Origin of the sequence: Halogeometricum sp. S3BR5-2 (assembly GCF_031624635.1) — an archaeon.
GTDB lineage: Archaea > Halobacteriota > Halobacteria > Halobacteriales > Haloferacaceae > Halogeometricum > Halogeometricum luteum.
In genome coordinates this window covers 634,436-652,574 of record NZ_JAMQOQ010000002.1, presented here as the reverse complement: position 1 = coordinate 652,574, position 18,139 = coordinate 634,436, and the positions used below count along the sequence as shown (strand labels likewise).

Here is an 18,139-nt window from a genome sequence, read left to right as displayed (position 1 = left end):
AGGGGTGCCTTCCGACCTTTTATTCGCCCTGTTTTGGTCGGTCCAAAAAGAGGGCTGAGAGCATGTCTAGTGCTATCATTTTGCACGGACCCCGTCACCGCGCCGTCCCGTCTCCTCCTCGCCCGCGTTCGCTCGAAACGCCGGACCAAAAAGTAGATACGTTACCGCTTCGCGCCCGGATTCGTCACTGCGCCGTTCGCGGCGGAGCCGAAATCGCTGCCGTACTTCGCCAGCACGCCCGTCGTGTACTGGGGTTCGCGCGGTTCCCACTCCTCCCTCCGGGCTTCGAGTTCCTCCTCGGAGAGGTCGACGGAAAGGTCGCGGTTCGGGATGTCGACGGTCACCGTGTCGCCGTCTTCGAGGAGAGCGATGGGGCCGCCGTCGGCCGCCTCGGGGGCGACGTGACCGACCATCGGCCCGCGCGTCGCGCCGGAGAACCGCCCGTCGGTCAGGAGGGCTACGTCGTCCTCGTGGCCCTGCCCGACGACGGCGGCGGTGACGCCGAGCATCTCGCGCATGCCGGGGCCGCCCTTCGGCCCCTCGTTCCGGATGCAGATGACGTCGCCCGACTCGATGTTCCCCTCCTGCACGTACCGCATCGTCTCCTCCTCGTTCTCGAAGACGCGGACGGGACCGGAGTGGTGGAACTTGTCGTCGCCGGTCACCTTCAGGACGGCGCCGTCGGGCGCGAGGTTGCCCGTGAGAATCTTGATGGCGCCCTCCTCCTGGTAGGGGTCGTCGACGGTGTAGATGAAGTCGCCGCCCACCTCGTCGTCGCTCGGCAGGTCGAGGTGCTCCAGTTCCTCTTCGATGGTCCGGCCGGTGACGGTCATCGCGTCGCCGTGGAACAGGCCGGCGTCGAGGAGGCGACGAATCACGACGGGGACGCCGCCCTCGTCGTGGAGGTCCTTCATGACGCGCGTGCCGCCGGGTTGGAGGTTGGCTATCTTCGGCGTCCGGCGCGATATCTCGTCGAACTCCTCGATGGAGAGATCGATGCCGGCCTCCGCCGCGAGTGCGAGGAGGTGGAGCACGGCGTTCGTCGACCCGCCGACGGCCACCTGCAGGGCGATGGCGTTCTCGAAGGACTCCTTCGAGAGGATTTCGGAGGGTCGGCGGTCGTTCTCGACGGCTTCGAGGACGGCCTCGCCGGCGCGGCGGGCCACGTCGTAGCGCTCCTCGGACTCGGCGGGCGCGGAGGCCGACCCGAGCGGCGCGAGTCCGAGCGCTTCGGAGATGGACGCCATCGTGTTCGCGGTGAACATCCCGCCGCAAGAGCCGGCGCCGGGGCAGGCGTTGCGCTCCAGTTCGTCGAGTTCGTCGGCGCTCATGTCGCCCTCGGCGTAGGTGCCGACGCCCTCGAAGACGCTCTGGACGGTCACCTCGCGGCCCTGGTGCTCGCCGGGCATGATGGAACCCCCGTAGAGGAACACCGACGGGAGGTCGGTGCGGATGGCGGCCATCATCATCCCGGGGAGGTTCTTGTCGCACCCGGCGACGGTGACGAGGGCGTCCATGCGCTCGCCGAACGAGACGAGTTCGACGGAGTCGGCGATGACCTCCCTCGAGATGAGCGACGCCTTCATCCCCTCGGTGCCCATCGAGATGGCGTCGGAGATGGTGATGGTGCCGAACTCGATGGGCATCCCGCCCGCCGCGTCGACGCCCTCGACGGCGGCGTCGGCCACGTCGTCGAGGTGGGCGTTACACGGCGTGATGTCCGCCGCGGGGTTGGCGATACCGACCATCGGCGACCCGAGGTCCTCGTCGTCGAACCCCATCGCTCGGAACATCGCGCGGTGCGGGGCCTTGTCGGGGCCCTCCGTGACCTCCGTGCTGCGGAGGCGCTCGTCCTTCCCGCTGGAGAAGCGCTCGTCGTCGTCCTCCTCGCGGGGTTTCTGACTGCTCATATCTGAGTTCAACTCTCGGGACGCCTTAAACTACCGCACCGGGACAGAAATCGCGGGTTCGGCCGTCGAATCGAGACCGCTGCGACCGCGGGCGGCGGACGCCCCCCGGCGCAAGAACGAAGGCGGCGGTGGGCGGCGACTACGCATGGAACCGCTGGACCTCGACGCGCTGTTCGAACTCCGCTCGCCGTCGGCCGTGACCGTCTCGCCCGACGGCTCCCGCGCGGCGTTTCTGCTCACCGAGTCCGACGTCGACGCCGACGAGGAGCGGACGTCGCTGTTCGTCGTGCCGACCGACGGGTCGCGCGACCCGCACCGACTCACGCGCGTCGCCGACGCCGGAAGCCCCGCGTGGGGCCCCGACGGCGACCGACTCGCCTTCCTCGCCGCCCGCGACGAGGACGTCTCGCTCGCCGTCCGGCCCGAGGGGGGAGAGGACGCGAAGGAGGAGGACGCGAGGGGCGCGGACGAGGCGGACGAGGACCCGAAGTCGCAGGTGTGGTCGTTCGACCTCGCCCGCGGCGGCGACGCGCGGCAGGTGACGGACTTCGAAGAGGGCGTCGAGGCGTTCGACTGGGGACCGGACGGCGACCGGTTGGTCGTCGCCGCGCGCGACCCGACCGACGAACAGCGCGAGTACCTCGAACGCGTCCGGGACGACGGGCCTATCGAGGTGACGCGGACGCAGCACAGAGTCGACGGGAAGGGCTGGCAGGACGACGTGCGGACGTACCTGTTCGTCGTCGACCGGGAGACGCGCGAGGCGAGGCGACTCGACGATGCCTACGCACGCGGCGCGCGGGCGGCGTTCGCCGGGCCGCAACCCGCGTGGGGGCCCGGAGAGCGAATCGCGTTCGTCTCCTGCTTCGGCGAGAGCCCCGACGAGACGTACGCGCAGGATGCGTACGCGATTTCGCCCGACGGAACGGGGCTCGAACGGCTCACAGACGGCGGACTGTCGGCCGGGAGTCCGCGCTGGAGTCCGGACGGCGACCGACTCGCGTTCGCGGCGAACGACGCGACGAACGCCTGCGCGCCGACGGAGGTGTACGTCGTCGACGGCGCGGCCGACGACTCCGGCGCGGTCACCGTCCGCTCCGTCTCGCACTCGCTGGACCGGACGGCGCTCGGTGGCCCCGTCTGGACCGACGAGGGGTCGCTCCTCGCCCGCGCCGGAGACGGGGGCCGCGCCCGACTCGTCGCCCTCGACGCCGACGACCCGGTTCGAATCTTCGGCGCGCAGGGTAAGGACAGGGACCTCCTCGACTTCGACGCCGCGGGCGGGCGGACGGCGGCGCTCCTCAGCCATCCGAGCGACGGCGAGGACCTGTTCGCGGCGTCGACGGACGGCGTTCGGGCGGACGCCGGTGAGGGGGACGGGACGGCGGGTGATGCGAGCGCCGACGACGACGCCGAACTCGTCGGACTCACGGCGCTGAACGAATCGGTCCTCGCCGACGCCGCCCTGCCCTCGTGCGAACGCGTTCGATTCGAGGACGGCGACGGGGTCGAAATCGAAGCCGTCGTCTACCTCCCGGCCGACTTCGACGCGAACGACCCGGAACCGCGGGCGACTATCGCGCACGTCCACGGGGGACCGCTCTGGTTCGACGCGCCGCGGTTCGACCGCGACTACGCCTACTGGACCGGTCGGGGGTACGTCGTCTGCGCCGTCAACTACCGCGGCAGCACCTCCTACGGGCGGGAGTTCGCCGAGTCCATCCGCGGGGAGTGGGGGCCGCGCGAGGCGGACGACATCGTCTCGGGCGTCGAGGAACTCGTCGACCGCGGGTGGGCCGACCCCGACCGCCTGTTCGTCAGCGGGTTCTCGCAGGGCGGCATTAACACGCTTCACGTCGTGACGCGGAGCGACGCGTTCGCCGCGGCGGCGCCCGAACACGGCATCTACGACTTCTACTCGAACTTCGGGACGGCCGACATGCACCAGTGGTACGTGAACGACCTCGGGTACCCGTGGGAGAACCCGGAGCGCTACCGCGATATCTCGACTATCAGTGATGTGGACGAGATTGCGACGCCGCTTCTGATAACCGCGGGCGAGGACGACCGGCGCTGTCCGGCCGCGCAGGCCGAGCAGTTGTACGTCAGCGTCTCGCGGGCGGGCGTGGAGTCGAAACTGGTCGTCTACCCCGGCGAACACCACGCTATCGGCGCGCCGGAACGGGCGAAACACCGACTGGAGACGCTGACCGAGTGGTTCGAGGCGCACGACCCGGCGAACGCGTCCGGCGAGTAGACGAAGAGTTACCGGGTTGCCGCCGGTTCGGCCCTCACTCCCGCGTCGCCAACCCCGCCAGATGCGGCGCCTCGGGGACGAGAATCTCTTCGGCGCCGAGGCGGGCGGCGTTCTCGCTGCCGGGGAGGCAGAACACCGGGGTGTGGTCCGCGATGCCGGCCGTCGTGCGGGTGCCGACGACGCGCGTCCCTATCTCGTCGTAGGAGAGCCGTCGGAACAGTTCGCCGAACCCGGGCAGCGTCTTGTGCATCAGGTCCGCGACGGCCTCGACGGTCACGTCGTCGGGCGTGACGCCCGTCCCGCCCGTCGTGACGACGATGTCGACGTCGTCGCGGTCGACGAGGCGGTTCACCGTCGACTGGACGCCGTCGAAGGAGTCGTCGATGAGTTCGCGGACGGTCACCTGGTGGCCGCCGTCCTCGAACGCGTCGCGGATGGCGTCGCCCGCGGGGTCGTCCTCGATGGACCGGGAGGTGGAGACGGTGACGATGCCGACGCCGAGGTCCGACACGTCGTGGTCGTGGTGGTGGTCGTGTTCGTGTTCGTGGTCGTGTTCGTGGTCGTGCCCCTCGCCGTCCCCGTCTCCGCCTTCCCCTTCGCTTCCGCCGCCCTCGTCCGTTCGCTGGCCGTCGTGGTGCTCTCGGTGGTTGTGCGAGTCGCCGGCGCTCCCGATTCCGTCGTGTCCGTGTTCGCTCACGACTCGGCGGTTCGCCCCCGCGGAACAAAGTTCTCGCGCCCTCAGTCGTCGGCCGCGACGCCGGAAGCGGTGAGGGTCCGGGCCTCCGCAGAGAGCCTCTCGAACCACGTCTCGGCCCACGCGCACGCGTCGTCGGTGTCGTTGACGATGACGCCGCGGACGCCCGTGTCGCTGTATATCATGACGCCGGCCTCCGACTCGGTGAGCCACAGACCGAAGGGGAAGGGAATCTCGCCGCGCAGGATGGTCACCCGGTCGTCGCGGAGTTGCGCGAGGAGCGTCTCTCGGGTGCTGGCCGTGGCGACGAGGCTGTCGAGGACGCCGGCGTCGATGAGCATCTCGACGCGGGCGTCGTTCGCCCGCGCGGCCTCGTAGAACCCGTTCAGATGCCCGGAGAGGGCGACGGGAGCGATACCGCGGAGGTGCGTCGCCGCCTCCACGCTGTCGAACAGGCGCTGGACGACGCCGTCGGGCATCTCCGGCGTCGCCACGTACACGTCGGCGCCGACGAGGAAGTCCGGGTCGATGGGGGCGTCCGGCCCGAGGTGCGAGAGCACGCCCGCCGCGGACTCGACCCCGCGCATCCGGTCGTGGAACGCCTCGACGGCGTCGAGCGCGGACCGACCGGCCAGCGTCGCCTCGTACCGCCCGTCGGCGCGTCCCACCAGACCCGCGTCCACGAGTTCGCGTATCGCTCGGTCGACGGTGGAGCGGGAACTGTCCACCGCCTCCGTCAGTTCGGGTTTGTTCAGCGGCCCTCGGACGAGGGCGCGAAGAATCGGCTCGCGGTTCGTCACCACGGCTTCGAGCGACCGTCCGAGGCCAGTCATCGTGCGAACGTCGGACAGGACCGTGATGAATATTGTGACTCCGCAACCGAACCCGCTCTCCGCTGTTCGTTCCGGAATCCGGCGGGGGAGTCGAGCGCCGACCGGCACCGACCGGATTCGACGGCCGTCTGTTCGGGGATAGGGTGTTCGCCGAAACGGGGGCTTTTGCCGGTGCCGTGCGATGGCGTGACCATGCAGGCTGTCCAATTCGCGGAACACGGCGACCGAGACGTCATCGAGTACGGCGACTTCCCGGACCCGGAAGCGGGACGCGGCGAAGTCGTAGTCGACGTGAAGGCGGCGGCGTTGAACCACCTCGACATCTGGACGCGGCGCGGAATGCCCGGCATCGACCTGGAGATGCCGCACGTGCCGGGCAGCGATATGGCGGGCGTCGTCGAGGAAGTCGGACCGGGCGTCACGCGCTTCGACTCCGGCGACCGGGTGGCGCTCATCGCGGGCGTCGCCGGCGATAACACCGAGTTCTCCCGGAAAGGCGACCCGACGCTCTCCTACGACTTCCACATCATCGGCGAACACGTCCGCGGCGTCCATTCGGAGTACGCGGCCGTCCCCGCCGCGAACCTCGTGCCCGTCCCGGAGGGCGTCGACTGGGAGGTGGCGGGGTCGGCGTCGCTGGTGTTTCAGACCGCGTGGCGGATGCTCCGCGACCGCGGCGAACTCCGCTCGGGGGAGTCCGTCCTCGTTCTCGGCGCGTCCGGCGGCGTCGGCCACGCGGCCGTCCAGATAGCCGACCACGCGGGCGCCGAGGTGTTCGCGACGGCGTCGACGGACGAGAAACTGGAGTACGCCCGCGAGTGCGGCGCGGACCACGTCATCAACTACGACGAGGACGACTTCGCCGACGTCGTCGGCGAGAAGACCGGTCGGCGCGGCGTCGACATGGTCGTCGACCACGTCGGCGCCGACACCTACCAAGACTCCCTGAAGAGTCTCCGGAAGGGCGGCCGAGTCGTCACCTGCGGGGCGACGACGGGTCCGAACCCCGACGCCGGTCTCAACCGCATCTTCTGGAATCAGCTCTCGGTCATCGGGTCGACGATGGCGACGCCCGGACAGGCCGACGAGGCACTCCGGCACGTCTGGGACGGCACCTTCGAGCCGCGAATCCGCGAAACACTTCCGATGAGCGAGGCGGCGCGCGCCCACGAGATGATAGAGAACCGTGAGGGCTTTGGCAAGGTGGTGGTAATCCCAGACAGTGAGCTCTGAGGACGACGACGCGGGCGGATACGTCCACCGACCCGGCGGCGCGCCCGGCACCGACGCGAGTCGCGAGGAACCCGAGGCCGTCGGGTTCGGTACGAGAGGCTGGGGACTCGTCGCCGTCTTGGTGCTCTGCACGCTGGTCGTGCCGGGTATCATCTACCTCGACCCGTCGGTGTTCGCGGCCGTGGGCATCCCCTACACCGTCGCCCTGCTCATCCTTCCCCTCGTGCCGGCCGGGGTGCTCGGCCTCACGGCCGTTTGGTCGATGACCGGCGCGACGCGCGGCGACCGGGAGGACTGACGGCGACTCCGGCCCGCGTTTCGGGCGCGGCGACCGCTCTGTTTGCGCGACGGTATGTAGCTTTGCGACAAAGCTTATGTCATATCCTGTGTGTGATTCACATGCACAGAATGTTCGAACAGTTTTCAAGCGGCTACTACCTGGGTCGCCTCTACGTCGAACCGTACGACGGCGACGTCCCCGCGATACACAGAACCGACCACACGCACGTCAACGAGCGACTGTACGCCGAGGCCGACCTCGTCCGCCTCGACGTGCCCCTCGTGATGAAACTCGACACCGGGCACTTCCCCGTCGTCGGCGACGAGGGGGTCCCCTCCGGCACGCTGGCCATCCCCCGAGACTTCGCGGGGTCGAACCTCCCGGACGACCGGGACGTGCTCCTAGCGAAACCGGAGCGAGCGAACGAACTGCTCCGCTACGCGGGGTACGACTTCGACGACGACGCCGCGATGACCTGAAGTCGAGTGGTCGAGGCGGCGCGCCCGGCGGTCCGAGCGCGGCTCACGCGTTTTAATACCGACTCCGTGGAGCGTTCCCCGTGTACTCGCACTACTGCTGGGAGCCGACCGACGCGGTCGGATTCGAGGACTGCGCTGTCGCGTTCACGCCGTCGCTCCGCGCCGACGGACTCGTCGTCACGGTCGGTTCAGATGGCGACGCCGCGCGGGTCAGGTACCGAGTCCGGACGGACGAGGAGTTCCGGACCGAGGCGGTTCGCGTCGACCGGTTCGACGTCGGCGGCCGAGATGACGCCGCGGCGTCCGCATCGCTCTCGCTCGCCGTCGACGGCGGATCCTGGACCGTCGACCGCGACCCGGTCCCCGAACTCGACGGCTGCGTCGACGTGGACATCGCGGTGACGCCCCTGACGAACACGCTTCCGGTGCGACGCCTCGGCTTGGCCCCCGGCGAGTCGGAGACGATAGCCGTCGCCTACCTCGACCCTCGGACCCTCGACGTGTCGCGCGCGGAACAGCGGTACACCCGCCTCGCCGACGAGACGGGGGACGGAGGCCGGTACCGCTACGAGAGTCTCGCGAGCGGATTCACCGCAACGGTGAGCGTCGACGCCGCGGGCGTCGTCCGCGACTACCCCGGCCTATTCCGCCGCGTCAGGAGTCCGCCCCTCGAATAGCGACCGCCTCCCTCTCGATAGACGCCGATTTCCCGCACCCGCGACGACTACCGAACGGTCCGCGCGGGCGGGACTGAAAGGGGCGAGTCGCTGGACTCGGGGCTTTCGAGATGTTCGCGGCAGTGATCGGAGTGACGCTCGGATCACACCTCCGAAAGACGACTTCGAAGAGGAGCACGTTCAAGTGCGCCGCGTCCGCGCGTTCGTACCGAGATGCTGGACGAGTTGCTGGGGCGGGCTGAACTGAAGGCGCGCATCGAGGAGTTAGAGGAGGAGAAGCGACACCTCGAACGCCGCGCCGAGGCCGAGGAGGAGCGCCGCTCGGAGGCGGCCAGCGAGCGCCAACGGGCCGAGAAGGAGGTCAACCGCCTCGAAGACCGTGTCACGGAGTTGGAGGACAGAGTCGAGAGACTCGGCGGCGACGAGGAGGCGGAACTCGACTTCCGCGGGACCGAGGACCTCCGCGGGGAGCGCCTGACGGAGGTGCTCTCCCGACTCGAATCGGTCGCCACCGGCCCCGAGGGGGCGTTCTCCGCCGTCGTCCGCGAGGACGTGCCAGACGACGCGGCCGAGGCGTTCGGCGACAGGGCCGCCCTCGTCCGCCGGGCCGCGCCGTGCGTCTGTCTCACCGACGACGCCGGCGTCGTCTCCGTCGCCCTCGACGCCCCGACGCCGCCGGACCCGTTCGCAGAGTGGGGCGAGGGGTTCCGACTGGAGCGCTCGTGGTTCTCTCCGACCGAACCCGTCCGCGTCGCCCTCGTTCGCTCGGACCTGTTCGCCCTCGGCGTCTACGACGGCGACTCCCTGACGCTCGTCGACGAGGTGGAGTCGGACGTGATGAACGCCCACTCGAAGGGCGGGTTCTCGCAGGCGCGCTTCGAGCGCCGGCGCGACGAACAGGTGGACAACCACCTCGACAGGGCGAAGGAGGCGCTGGCGGCGCACGAGGACGCCGCCGACGGACTCGTCGTCCTCGGCGAGCGGACGGTGCTCGGCGACTTCCGACCGATGGCCGACCGGGTGGCGACGGTAGATGCCTCGGGCGAACCGGAAGAGGCGCTTCGGGAGGCGGTTCGGGAGTTCTGGACGACGCGGCTGTACCGATTATGAGGTCTCAGAGTCCCGGAGGCACGCCGAGCGCTCGGAACGAACTGTAGCCGAGGTAGGCGGCGGCGTAGAGGATGGCGAACGAGACGGTCCACGTGCCGAGCGAGATGGCGGCGGCCTGCACGATGCCCTTCTCGTAGAGCAGGTCGACCGTGAGGACGTACGCGACGACGGCGAGGGCGGGTCCGAGCGCCAACACGTAGCCGTCGACGCTCACGAAGCCGGATATCAGGTACGTCACTCCGGACCAGACGACGGACGTGATGGCGGCGGTGACGAGCTAGTACGCCACGCTCGATCCATCGCTCAGGACGCTCGTCGTGACGTAGGTGGCTACGGCGACGACGAGGAAACTCAACACCGCTGCCAGGACGCTCGATGTGACGGATATCGGCATTTCAGTAACGTTCTCGGGGCGCCGCGTGCTTATGCGATGGGGCCGGGAGACGGACGGGCGCGGCCGCGCCTATTTGTCGCTCCTGCGGCCCGCCGAACCACCCGAAATTAAGCCCCTCGTCGTCATCGTCTCGGGATATGACTACAGGAGCAGACGGCGACTCCCGCCGGGTCGTCGTCCTCGCGCACGAGAAGTTCCCCGACCGGGCGAAGACGGCGACGGGCGTCCTCAAGTACGCCGACTACGACGTCGTCGCCGTCCTCGACCGAGACAACCCCGGCACCTCCGCGCGGGACCACCGCGCGGACCTGCCCGACGTGCCCATCGTCGCCTCGATGGACGACGCCCCCGAGGCGGACGCCCTCCTCGTCGGCATCGCCCCCATCGGCGGCGGGTTCGACGAGTCCTGGCGCGACGACGTGCGGACCGCCATCGAACGCGGTTGCGACCTCATCTCCGGCCTCCACTACTTCCTGAACGACGACGAGGAGTTCGCCGACCTCGCCGCCGAACACGGGGTCGACATAAACGACGTGCGGAGACCGCACGACGACCTCTCGGTGTCGCAGGGCCGCGCGGGCGAGGTGGACGCCGACGTCGTCCTCACCGTCGGCACCGACTGCTCGGTGGGGAAGATGACCGTCTCCTTGGAACTCCTCGAAGCGGCGCGCGAACGCGGCGTCGACGCGGGATTCATCCCGACGGGCCAGACGGGGATCATGATATCGGGGTGGGGCAACCCCGTCGACCGCGTCGTCTCGGACTTCACCGCCGGCGCCGTCGAAGAGATGATTCTGGAGGTCGGCGACGACTACGACGTGCTGTTCGTCGAGGGGCAGGGCAGCATCGTCCACCCCGCCTACTCCGCGGTCACCTGCGGCATCCTCCACGGCGCGATGCCCGACGCGATGGTGCTGTGCCACGAGGCGGGCCGCGAGGCCATCCACGGCTACGAGTCGTTCGAGCTTCCTTCGGTATCGGAGTACGTCGACCTCTACGAGTCGCTGTCGGCGCCCGTCCACGAGGGGAGCGTCGTCGCCGGCGCGTTGAACACCTCGCATCTGGACGACGACGGGGCGGCCCGCGAGGCCGTCGACGACTACGCCGGGGAACTCGGCGCGCCCGCCGCGGACATCGTCCGCTTCGACGCCGACGAGGTGCTGGACGCGGTGTTGGAGGAGTAGCGTGCTGCTGACGACGGAGTTCGAGCGGGTGTCCTACCCGCTCGCCGACGAGTTCACCATCTCGCGGAGCACGCAGACGGAGGCGGAGAACGTCGTCGTGCGCATCACCGACGACGGCGGGATGACCGGCGTCGGCGCCGCGGCGCCCTCGGCGCACTACGGCGAGACGGCCGACACCGTCGAGGCCGTCCTCCCGGACCTCCTGGAGGCGGTCGAGTCCGTCGGCGACCCGCACGGCGTCGCCCGCATCGAGCGGAAGATGCGCGAACGCGTCGCCGACAACCCCGCCGCCCGCGCGGGCGTCGAGATAGCCCTCCACGACCTCGCCTCGAAGCGACTGGGCGTGCCGCTCTACCGCCAGTGGGGGCTCGACCCCGACGAGGCGCCGCCCACCTCGTTCACCGTCGGCCTCGACGAGACGGAGGCGATGCGCGAGAAGACCGAGGACGCCGTCGAGGCGGGCTATCCGGTGCTGAAAGTGAAACTCGGCACCGACCGCGACGAGGAGATAGTAGAGGCCGTGCGAGAGGCGGCGCCGGAGGCGACGATTCGCGTCGACGCCAACGAGGCGTGGACGCCCCGCGAGGCCGTCCGGATGTCGGAGACGCTCGCCGAGTACGGCGTCGAGTTCGTCGAACAACCGGTTCCGGCGTCGGACCCCGAGGGGCTGAAGTTCGTCTACGAGCGCTCGGCGCTCCCGATAGCCGCCGACGAGTCCTGTCTCACGCTCTCGGACGTGCCGCGCGTGGCCGACCGCGTCGACATCGTGAACCTGAAACTGATGAAGTGCGGCGGCCTCGCGGAGGCGACGCGGATGATACACGCCGCCCGCGCGCACGGACTGGAGGTGATGCTCGGCTGTATGATCGAGTCGAACGCCGCCATCGCCGCCGCCTGTCACCTCGCGCCCCTCCTCGACTACGCGGACCTCGACGGCGCCCTCCTCTTGGGTGAGGACGACTACGAGGGCGTTCCCGTCGAAGACGGCGAGATTCGGCTCCGAGAGCTGAATCGGAGCGGGACCGGGGCGCGCCGGGCGGACTGAACCGCTTGCCCCGGTCGGCCCCCCGCTCCGCGCCGCACCGCTACTCCCAGTCCAAGTCCTCGCTCCGACTCGCCGAGCGCAGGATGAACGGCCCGATGGAGAGCGTCCGCTTGGCGACGGTGGCGATGCGGAGCATGATGGACAGCAGGACGGCGAACGGCAGCAGCGACACCGCCGCGGCGAAGGCGACGACGTAGGTGAGGTTGTGGACGCCGAACGTCATCCCGACGATGCTGTCGGGGTTGTCCAAGAAGAGGATGGCCGACGTGGCGACGGTCAGCGAGGGGACGGCCGCGTACAGCATCGCCCGGGAGAGATTGATGAGTTCCCACTGGAAGTACAGCGTCTTGAAGTGCTCCCGGGCGGGGCCGAAGTAGGTGAGCGTGTTCACCACGTCGTCGAGGGCTTCGCGCGCGTCTTCGCTCAGGCTATCGTAGAACTCGTGTTTGAGCCGCCGCGCCTCGTATATCTTCCACGAGTAGTTGAAGTCCAAGGCGGCGAACAGCACGTCGAACGTCCCGAACTGCTCGTCTTCGAGTTCCTCGGAGACGGTTCGGGCGTGCGCGACGAGGCCGTCGACGTACGCCGAGACCCCCTCTTCGGTCTCCCCGTTCTCGCCGGCCGCCTCGCGCAGGTCCTCCGCGCGGTTCTGGGCCGCCTCCACGAGGGCGCGGAGGAACGCCGACGGTTCCGGCGGCGCGGCGGGCACCTCCAAGTCGTCCTCGACGTCCGCGCGGAACGCCATCGCCCCCTCCATTCGGTCCCGTTGGTCGCCGAGGGGACCGAGTTCCTGCGAGAGCACGAGGGAGTTGATGGAGACGACGAGCGTCACGCCGGTGATGGTCGCGGTGACGAACGCCTGAAACAGCGTCTCGATGGGGTCGCCCGACTCGACGGCCGACACCAACGGCGCGGGGTCGAGGACGCCGAAGACGACGACGGCGACGAACACCACCGATAGCGGCAGGATGGCGATGAACCACCGGTTGGCGTCGAGGAGCAACCAGAGTTTGACGCGGTTCTCGCCCGCGCGTTCGCGCATCGTGTCGCTCGGTCCCTCGTCGCGGCTGTCCTCGTCTGAGTGGGAACCTTCCTCTTCCTCTCCGTGTTCGTCTTCGCGCTCCTCGCCTCCGTCCCCGGACTGAGGGTCCCCGCCGTCGGGTCGGGCGTCCGTCGCCCCGGAGTCGCCGGCCGCCGCGGGTGACCGCCCGCCCGCGGAACCGCTGCGCTCGCCGTCGCCGGCTTCCGCCGCCGCCTCGTCGTCGGGCATCGCTCACACGTCCCTTCCGGGAGACGACGTAAAGGCCTCGCGGTCGTTCGAGCGCGCGGAAACTCGGGAGAAGCGGGGGCCGACGGCGAATGGTCTCAGGAGTCGTCCTCGTTCTTCAGTTCCTCCAGTTCCGCCTCGACGTCCTCGTCGGAGACGTCCATCTCCTCGAGTTCCGCGTCGGCGTCCGCGTCGCTCGTCGCCTCGGCCTCCGCGTCCGCGTCCGCCGCGTCGCTCCCGGCGTCCGCCGACGACTTGCCCATCTCGGCCTTCAGCGTCTCCAGTTCGGTGTTCACCTCGGCGTTCGACCGACCGGACTCCAGTTCGCGGTCGATGGAGTCCTTGTCGGACATCGCGTCGTCGAACGCCCCGGTATCGGCGAGTTCGTCCATCGCCGCCGACCGCGCCTCCATATCGTCGGTCTGGTCCTCGGCGCGTTCGAGGGCGCGGGAGACGTCGCCCATCTCGTCGCCGACGCCGGACATCGCCTCGGAGACGCGCGTGGAGGCCTCCGCCGCCTCGTAGCGGGCCTTCATCGTCTCCTTCTTCGTGCGGAACTCCTCGATGCGGTTCTGGAGTTCGTTCTTCTTGTCGACGAGGTTGTCCTGCGTCTCCTGGAGGTTGGCTATCTGCGTCTCCAACTCCTCTATCTGGTTCATCTTCGCCTGCTTCTTCTCCAGGGCGCGCGTCGCCAGGTCGTCGCGGTCCTGCCGGACCGCCTCGCGGGCCTGTTCGTTGTGTTTCTCGACGTTCTCCTCGAGGCGACGCTTCTGTATCTCCAGTCGCTTCTTCTGGGTCGTCAGGTCCGCGATGCCCTGTTTGACCTGCTGGAGTTCGTCGCGCATCTTCTCGTAGGAGTAATCCAGCGTCTCCCGCGGGTCCTCCGACCGATTGAGGACGGCGTTTATCTTCGAGCGGATGACGTAGGAGGTGCGTGAGAGGATTCCCATGGGCCTAAATTAGTCACGCTGGCCTTAAAACCTCACGCGGCCAAGGGGTCGCGTGAGCGAGACGATTCTCGTCCCCGGCGGCCGCGAGGTGCGCGGAACGCTGGAGACGGCCGACTCGGACGCCGACTCGACCGCCGCCGTCGTCGCGTGCCCGCCGCACCCCCAGCAGGGCGGCCACCGGGGGGACGAACGCCTCGTCGCCGTCGCGGGCGAACTCGTCGAGCGAGGGGTCGACTGCCTGCGGTTCGACTACGGCCCGTGGGACGAGGGGCGCGGCGAACGCGCGGACGCCGCCCGCGCCGTCGAGTGGGCGGCCGAGCGGTACGACCGCGTCGGCCTGTTCGGGTTCAGTTTCGGCGGGGCCGTCGCGCTGTCGACCGCGGCCGACGGCGCCGACGTCGAGGCCGTCTCCGCGCTCGCGCCGGCGAGCGGACTCCCGGACGGGTCCGACGTGACGGCCGCCTTCGAGGAGATACCCGTCCCGGTGCAGGTGGTGTACGGGACGCGCGACGACGTCGCCGACGCGGCGTCGGTGGCCGACCGCGCCCGCGAGTTCGAGCAGTCGGTCGTCGAACTCGACGCGGACCACTTCTTCGTCGGCCAGTCGGGGAAGGTCGCCGACCGAGTCGCCGACTTCCTCGTCCCGTGGGTTCAGCCCGACGCCTCGCGGTAGCCGACCGAGAGCCAAGCGACGAGGGCGACGACGGCCGCGGCGACGGCGAACGTCCAGAACGCCGCCCACCCGGCCGCAGCGACGCTCGACGTCCACAGGTACGTCCCCCCGGCGCCGGCGGCCGCGACGGCGAACGGCGCGACGAACGGGAGGTCGGTCCAGCGACCGCCCGTGTTGCGGTACTCCACGGCGTACGCCCAGACGTTGCCGACGGTGAACTGAAACACCAGGAGACCGGTCAGACCGCCGACGACGGCCATCAGAACGTTCGTCGGCGTCGGCGGTCTCCGAAGGGACCACGCGGTCGCGGCGAGGAACACGACGGCCATCACGCCGTGCCACGGCCGCAGTCGGGTCCGGAACCGTTCGCGGAGGGCCATAGCTCGAACTAGTACATAGCTGACAAGAGCGTGTCGGTCGCGAGAACGTCGGACGGCGGGGAATCGCGCGCCGAACTACTCGCCGAGGCCGTCGTTCGGGAAGCACTCCCCGAGGTCGTGGATCATGTCGATAGTCTCCGTCTTCGTCTCGGGGTCGATGTCGTCGATGGTCTCTATCTCGTCGAGGGCGCGCTTCAGGAGGGGGAGGCTGAGTCGCTGGTCGACGTGGCAGACGGGGAGTTCGAGGTCCTCGAAGCCCTCCGGCGGAATGCCGGACGTGGAGAGGAGGTAGTAGTCGTCGATGTCGGCGAGGTCGTCCATCGGGAAGTCGCTCTCCTCGTAGGGCATGTTGGGCGCCTCGGTGGTCGCGCCGCGAATCGACGGCACGTGCAGGGTGTATTCGGGCATGCTGTTCGACGCTCGGACGGACGGGTGAAATGCCTTGTTGCCGCGTCTCTCCGCCGAATTTCGGTATCCTCTTGTACCGTCGGCCCCGGCGGTCGCCTATCGCTCTACAGGCACTATTTCGAGAACGTACTGTCAAAATTAGTAAGAAAAACTACTTGTATTCGGGGCGTATCGGTGACGGCACGAACGGCGGGGCGGAGGTGTCGAGAGCACGGCCGGCGAGCGGTGACTATACAGTTAGCCGACCGTTCGGGATTCCACAATGTGGCTAGCGTGCGCCACCTTACAATCGCGGTGCGGTTCGTCAGTCGATGGACGACACAGAGGGGGTATCGCGCCGAGGGGTCCTCGCGGCCCTGGGCGCCGGGGGAATCGCGACACTCGGGGGATGCGTCGGATCGACGGGGAGCGACGCTATCGTCGCCGCCGCGACGGAAGCGTCGTCGGACGCGGCGCCGTCCGGGGGGACGGCGACGGCCCGCGAAACCGAGATGGAGACGGAGACGCCGGCGTCGACGATGACCGAACAGCCGTCGCCGTCGCTGACGGGGGACGGTCTCTCGAACGTCCGGGGGGCGGTGTACCTGCCCTACCGGGTGTTCAACCACTACCAGATGTGGGACCGCTACGCGCCGGCGGAAATCGAGCGCGACCTGACGTTCGCGAGCAACCTCGGGCTGAACTCCCTCCGCGTGTTCGCAAGCTACACCGTCTGGCAGGAGGACCCGGCGGCGTTCCGCGACCGGTTCGACCACTTCCTCGCCGCGGCCGCCGACCGCGGTATCGCCGTGCTCCCGATGCTGTTCGAGAGCATCGGCACCGACCCGACGCCGGCGAACGTCGCCCGGAACGTCCCGATTCGGTCGCCGGGCGGCGCGGTGCTCCGAAACCGCGGGCGCTGGGCGGAGACGGCGGCGTTCGTCCGCTGGTTCGCGGAGCGGTACGGCGACCACGAGGGCCTCCTCGCAATCGAAGTCATGAACGAACCCGGCGAACTCGACCACCGCGTCGCGTTCGTGCGGGAGATGCTCCGCGTCGCGCGCGAGGCGCACCCGACGGTGCCGCTCACCGTCGGCTGTAAGAGCCTCGAACTCAACCGCCAGTACGCCGACGCTATCGACGTGCTGCAGTTCCACCACAACCTGCCGCCGACGGCCGACCAGATGCGGCAGAAACTCGGGGAGGCCTCGGACTTCGCCGCGGAGGTAGGAAAGCCCGTCTGGCTGACCGAGTGGCAGCGAACGCGCGTCGGGCCGCCGGACAAGATGCTGCCGAACTACGACTCGCTGGCCGATATCGTCCGCGACAGCGACATCGACGGCGACTTCTTCTGGCAGCTAATGTTGAACCCGGCGTACAACCTCAAGGTGCGGTCGATGGGCCGCATCAACGGCGTGTTCACCGAGGACGGCGGCGTCTACTCGCTGGAGGGGGCGCGTGCGCTCGCCGGGTCCGGCGACTGGGAGGCGCCGGAGATTCGGCCGGACTGGACGGGGCGCGTCGGGTCGGAGTAGGGGGAACTCAGTTATAGCCGCGCCACCGCCGCCCGCAGTTCTTGCACTTGAAGAAGCGCGTCGGCGGTTCGTCGGCCGCCCCGGTCTGTTTTATCGTGTACCACGCCTCGCCGTGCCCGCACTCCTCGCAGGTCACGTCCGTGGCGGTGGGTTTCCCCTCGAAGTCCGCGCCCTCCTCGGTCTCGATGACGTCAGAGTCGTCCTGCGCCTCGGTGGAGACGAACTCCGCGGCGCGGTCGGTGTCCTGTTCCTGCGTGGCGCCGCAACTCGAACAGACCATCTCGCCGTCCCGGTTGTGCATCATCGAACCGCACTCCTCGCAGAACTGCATGCGTCCGCGTAGCCGCTTCGGACACTAATGTCGCACGCCTCCTCGCGGGCGGCACGCTACCGGCGGTTCTGCGGGTCCGAATCCCGGTCCGACCCCGCCCCCGAGTCCGAGTCCGCCTCCGCCCCGCGGGCCACGGGGCAGTTCCGCACCCGGAACCGGTCGGCGTCGACGACTTCGACTATCTCCGTGCCCGCGCGGGTGCAGGCGAACGCCGGCGGGGACGCGAAGTGCGGGCAGGACTGGCAGAACGACCGCTTGGGAACGACGTGGTCGGCCTCCCCCGACGCGCCCTCGACCGCTTCGGCGCGACCGGCGCCGCCGGCGGGTGCGGCGTCGGCGTCAGCATCGGCGTCGGCCAACTCCGCCCAGAGCGTCTCGGGGTCCACCGACTCGACGGCCATCGACTCGAACGGCGACGCGTCGGGCGACTCTCCGTCGTCCGACTCCGCTCGCTCCGCGCGCCGCCGTCCGACGCGGCCGGCGAGGTCCGACAGGGGGTCGTCGGTGTCGTCTCCCATCG

General features: G+C 69.4%; 20 protein-coding genes. 10 read left to right on the top strand and 10 right to left on the bottom strand.

Going from position 1 to position 18,139, the window contains the following annotated elements; translation table 11 throughout:
• Nucleotides 1–161: 161 nt before the first annotated feature.
• Nucleotides 162–1,910 carry a dihydroxy-acid dehydratase gene (gene ilvD / locus NDI79_RS09820; RefSeq protein WP_310928289.1) on the bottom strand — a complete coding sequence of 583 codons (1,749 nt, stop codon included), beginning with the start codon at nucleotides 1,908–1,910 and terminating at the stop codon, nucleotides 162–164.
• Between the two features lie 145 nt (nucleotides 1,911–2,055).
• On the opposite strand from ilvD, the gene NDI79_RS09815 reads away from it, so the two are divergent.
• Nucleotides 2,056–4,167, top strand: a complete 2,112-nt coding sequence (locus NDI79_RS09815; RefSeq protein WP_310928288.1) for a S9 family peptidase — start codon at nucleotides 2,056–2,058, stop codon at nucleotides 4,165–4,167.
• Between the two features lie 34 nt (nucleotides 4,168–4,201).
• On the opposite strand, the gene NDI79_RS09810 is transcribed toward NDI79_RS09815, so the two are convergent.
• Together NDI79_RS09810 and NDI79_RS09805 are read right to left on the bottom strand one after the other, a co-directional pair.
• On the bottom strand, nucleotides 4,202–4,864 hold the full coding sequence (locus NDI79_RS09810; RefSeq protein WP_310928287.1) for a MogA/MoaB family molybdenum cofactor biosynthesis protein: 663 nt from the start codon (nucleotides 4,862–4,864) through the stop codon (nucleotides 4,202–4,204).
• A gap of 41 nt (nucleotides 4,865–4,905) precedes the next feature.
• Nucleotides 4,906–5,694: a helix-turn-helix transcriptional regulator gene (locus NDI79_RS09805; protein WP_310928286.1), complete on the bottom strand. Its 789-nt coding sequence runs from the start codon at nucleotides 5,692–5,694 to the stop codon at nucleotides 4,906–4,908.
• Between the two features lie 192 nt (nucleotides 5,695–5,886).
• Between NDI79_RS09805 and NDI79_RS09800 the strand changes: the two genes are divergently transcribed.
• From NDI79_RS09800 to NDI79_RS09780, 5 genes are all read left to right on the top strand, one after another.
• On the top strand, nucleotides 5,887–6,927 hold the full coding sequence (locus NDI79_RS09800; protein ID WP_310928285.1) for a zinc-binding dehydrogenase: 1,041 nt from the start codon (nucleotides 5,887–5,889) through the stop codon (nucleotides 6,925–6,927).
• Nucleotides 6,917–7,225: a DUF7977 family protein gene (locus NDI79_RS09795; protein ID WP_310928284.1), complete on the top strand. Its 309-nt coding sequence runs from the start codon at nucleotides 6,917–6,919 to the stop codon at nucleotides 7,223–7,225. Before NDI79_RS09800 ends, NDI79_RS09795 begins: the two co-directional genes overlap by 11 nt.
• A gap of 110 nt (nucleotides 7,226–7,335) precedes the next feature.
• Entirely contained in the window at nucleotides 7,336–7,686 is a 351-nt protein-coding gene (locus tag NDI79_RS09790) for a DUF5802 family protein (protein WP_310928720.1), read from the top strand.
• Between the two features lie 80 nt (nucleotides 7,687–7,766).
• Nucleotides 7,767–8,363 (top strand): putative glycolipid-binding domain-containing protein, encoded by a 597-nt coding sequence (locus NDI79_RS09785; protein WP_310928283.1) that lies wholly within the window; start codon nucleotides 7,767–7,769, stop codon nucleotides 8,361–8,363.
• A 213-nt stretch (nucleotides 8,364–8,576) separates the two neighbouring features.
• Complete coding sequence (locus NDI79_RS09780; RefSeq protein WP_310928282.1) at nucleotides 8,577–9,473, top strand: Vms1/Ankzf1 family peptidyl-tRNA hydrolase; 897 nt, start codon at nucleotides 8,577–8,579, stop codon at nucleotides 9,471–9,473.
• A gap of 4 nt (nucleotides 9,474–9,477) precedes the next feature.
• On the opposite strand, the gene NDI79_RS09775 is transcribed toward NDI79_RS09780, so the two are convergent.
• A complete protein-coding gene (locus tag NDI79_RS09775; protein WP_310928281.1) occupies nucleotides 9,478–9,711 on the bottom strand; it encodes a hypothetical protein in 234 nt (77 codons plus the stop codon).
• 293 nt (nucleotides 9,712–10,004) lie between these two features.
• On the opposite strand from NDI79_RS09775, the gene NDI79_RS09770 reads away from it, so the two are divergent.
• Both NDI79_RS09770 and NDI79_RS09765 read left to right on the top strand, forming a co-directional pair.
• A complete protein-coding gene (locus NDI79_RS09770; protein WP_310928280.1) occupies nucleotides 10,005–11,051 on the top strand; it encodes an N-acetyltransferase DgcN family protein in 1,047 nt (348 codons plus the stop codon).
• Between the two features lie 4 nt (nucleotides 11,052–11,055).
• Nucleotides 11,056–12,096 carry a dipeptide epimerase gene (locus NDI79_RS09765; RefSeq protein ID WP_310928719.1) on the top strand — a complete coding sequence of 347 codons (1,041 nt, stop codon included), beginning with the start codon at nucleotides 11,056–11,058 and terminating at the stop codon, nucleotides 12,094–12,096.
• A gap of 40 nt (nucleotides 12,097–12,136) precedes the next feature.
• Here NDI79_RS09765 and NDI79_RS09760 read toward each other — a convergent pair whose 3' ends face one another.
• Entirely contained in the window at nucleotides 12,137–13,366 is a 1,230-nt protein-coding gene (locus NDI79_RS09760) for a DUF7972 family membrane protein (protein ID WP_484494542.1), read from the bottom strand.
• A gap of 95 nt (nucleotides 13,367–13,461) precedes the next feature.
• The gene (locus NDI79_RS09755; protein WP_310928279.1) at nucleotides 13,462–14,313 is read right to left on the bottom strand and encodes a PspA/IM30 family protein; all 852 of its coding nucleotides are present in this window, start codon (nucleotides 14,311–14,313) and stop codon (nucleotides 13,462–13,464) included.
• A 52-nt stretch (nucleotides 14,314–14,365) separates the two neighbouring features.
• Here NDI79_RS09755 and NDI79_RS09750 point away from each other — a divergent pair, with 52 nt between their 5' ends.
• Nucleotides 14,366–14,986: an alpha/beta hydrolase gene (locus tag NDI79_RS09750; protein WP_310928278.1), complete on the top strand. Its 621-nt coding sequence runs from the start codon at nucleotides 14,366–14,368 to the stop codon at nucleotides 14,984–14,986.
• On the opposite strand, the gene NDI79_RS09745 is transcribed toward NDI79_RS09750, so the two are convergent.
• Entirely contained in the window at nucleotides 14,965–15,366 is a 402-nt protein-coding gene (locus NDI79_RS09745) for a hypothetical protein (RefSeq protein ID WP_310928277.1), read from the bottom strand. The two genes, NDI79_RS09750 and NDI79_RS09745, sit on opposite strands and share 22 nt — an antisense overlap.
• 75 nt (nucleotides 15,367–15,441) lie before the next feature.
• Nucleotides 15,442–15,774 (bottom strand): hypothetical protein, encoded by a 333-nt coding sequence (locus NDI79_RS09740; RefSeq protein ID WP_310928276.1) that lies wholly within the window; start codon nucleotides 15,772–15,774, stop codon nucleotides 15,442–15,444.
• Nucleotides 15,775–16,085: 311 nt separating this feature from the next.
• Here NDI79_RS09740 and NDI79_RS09735 point away from each other — a divergent pair, with 311 nt between their 5' ends.
• Nucleotides 16,086–17,288, top strand: a complete 1,203-nt coding sequence (locus NDI79_RS09735) for a glycoside hydrolase 5 family protein (protein WP_310928275.1) — start codon at nucleotides 16,086–16,088, stop codon at nucleotides 17,286–17,288.
• Between the two features lie 7 nt (nucleotides 17,289–17,295).
• Here NDI79_RS09735 and NDI79_RS09730 read toward each other — a convergent pair whose 3' ends face one another.
• Both NDI79_RS09730 and NDI79_RS09725 read right to left on the bottom strand, forming a co-directional pair.
• The gene (locus NDI79_RS09730) at nucleotides 17,296–17,619 is read right to left on the bottom strand and encodes a transcription factor S (protein ID WP_310928274.1); all 324 of its coding nucleotides are present in this window, start codon (nucleotides 17,617–17,619) and stop codon (nucleotides 17,296–17,298) included.
• A 56-nt stretch (nucleotides 17,620–17,675) separates the two neighbouring features.
• On the bottom strand, nucleotides 17,676–18,137 hold the full coding sequence (locus tag NDI79_RS09725) for a DUF8135 domain-containing protein (protein WP_310928273.1): 462 nt from the start codon (nucleotides 18,135–18,137) through the stop codon (nucleotides 17,676–17,678).
• Between the last annotated feature and the right edge of the window lie 2 nt (nucleotides 18,138–18,139).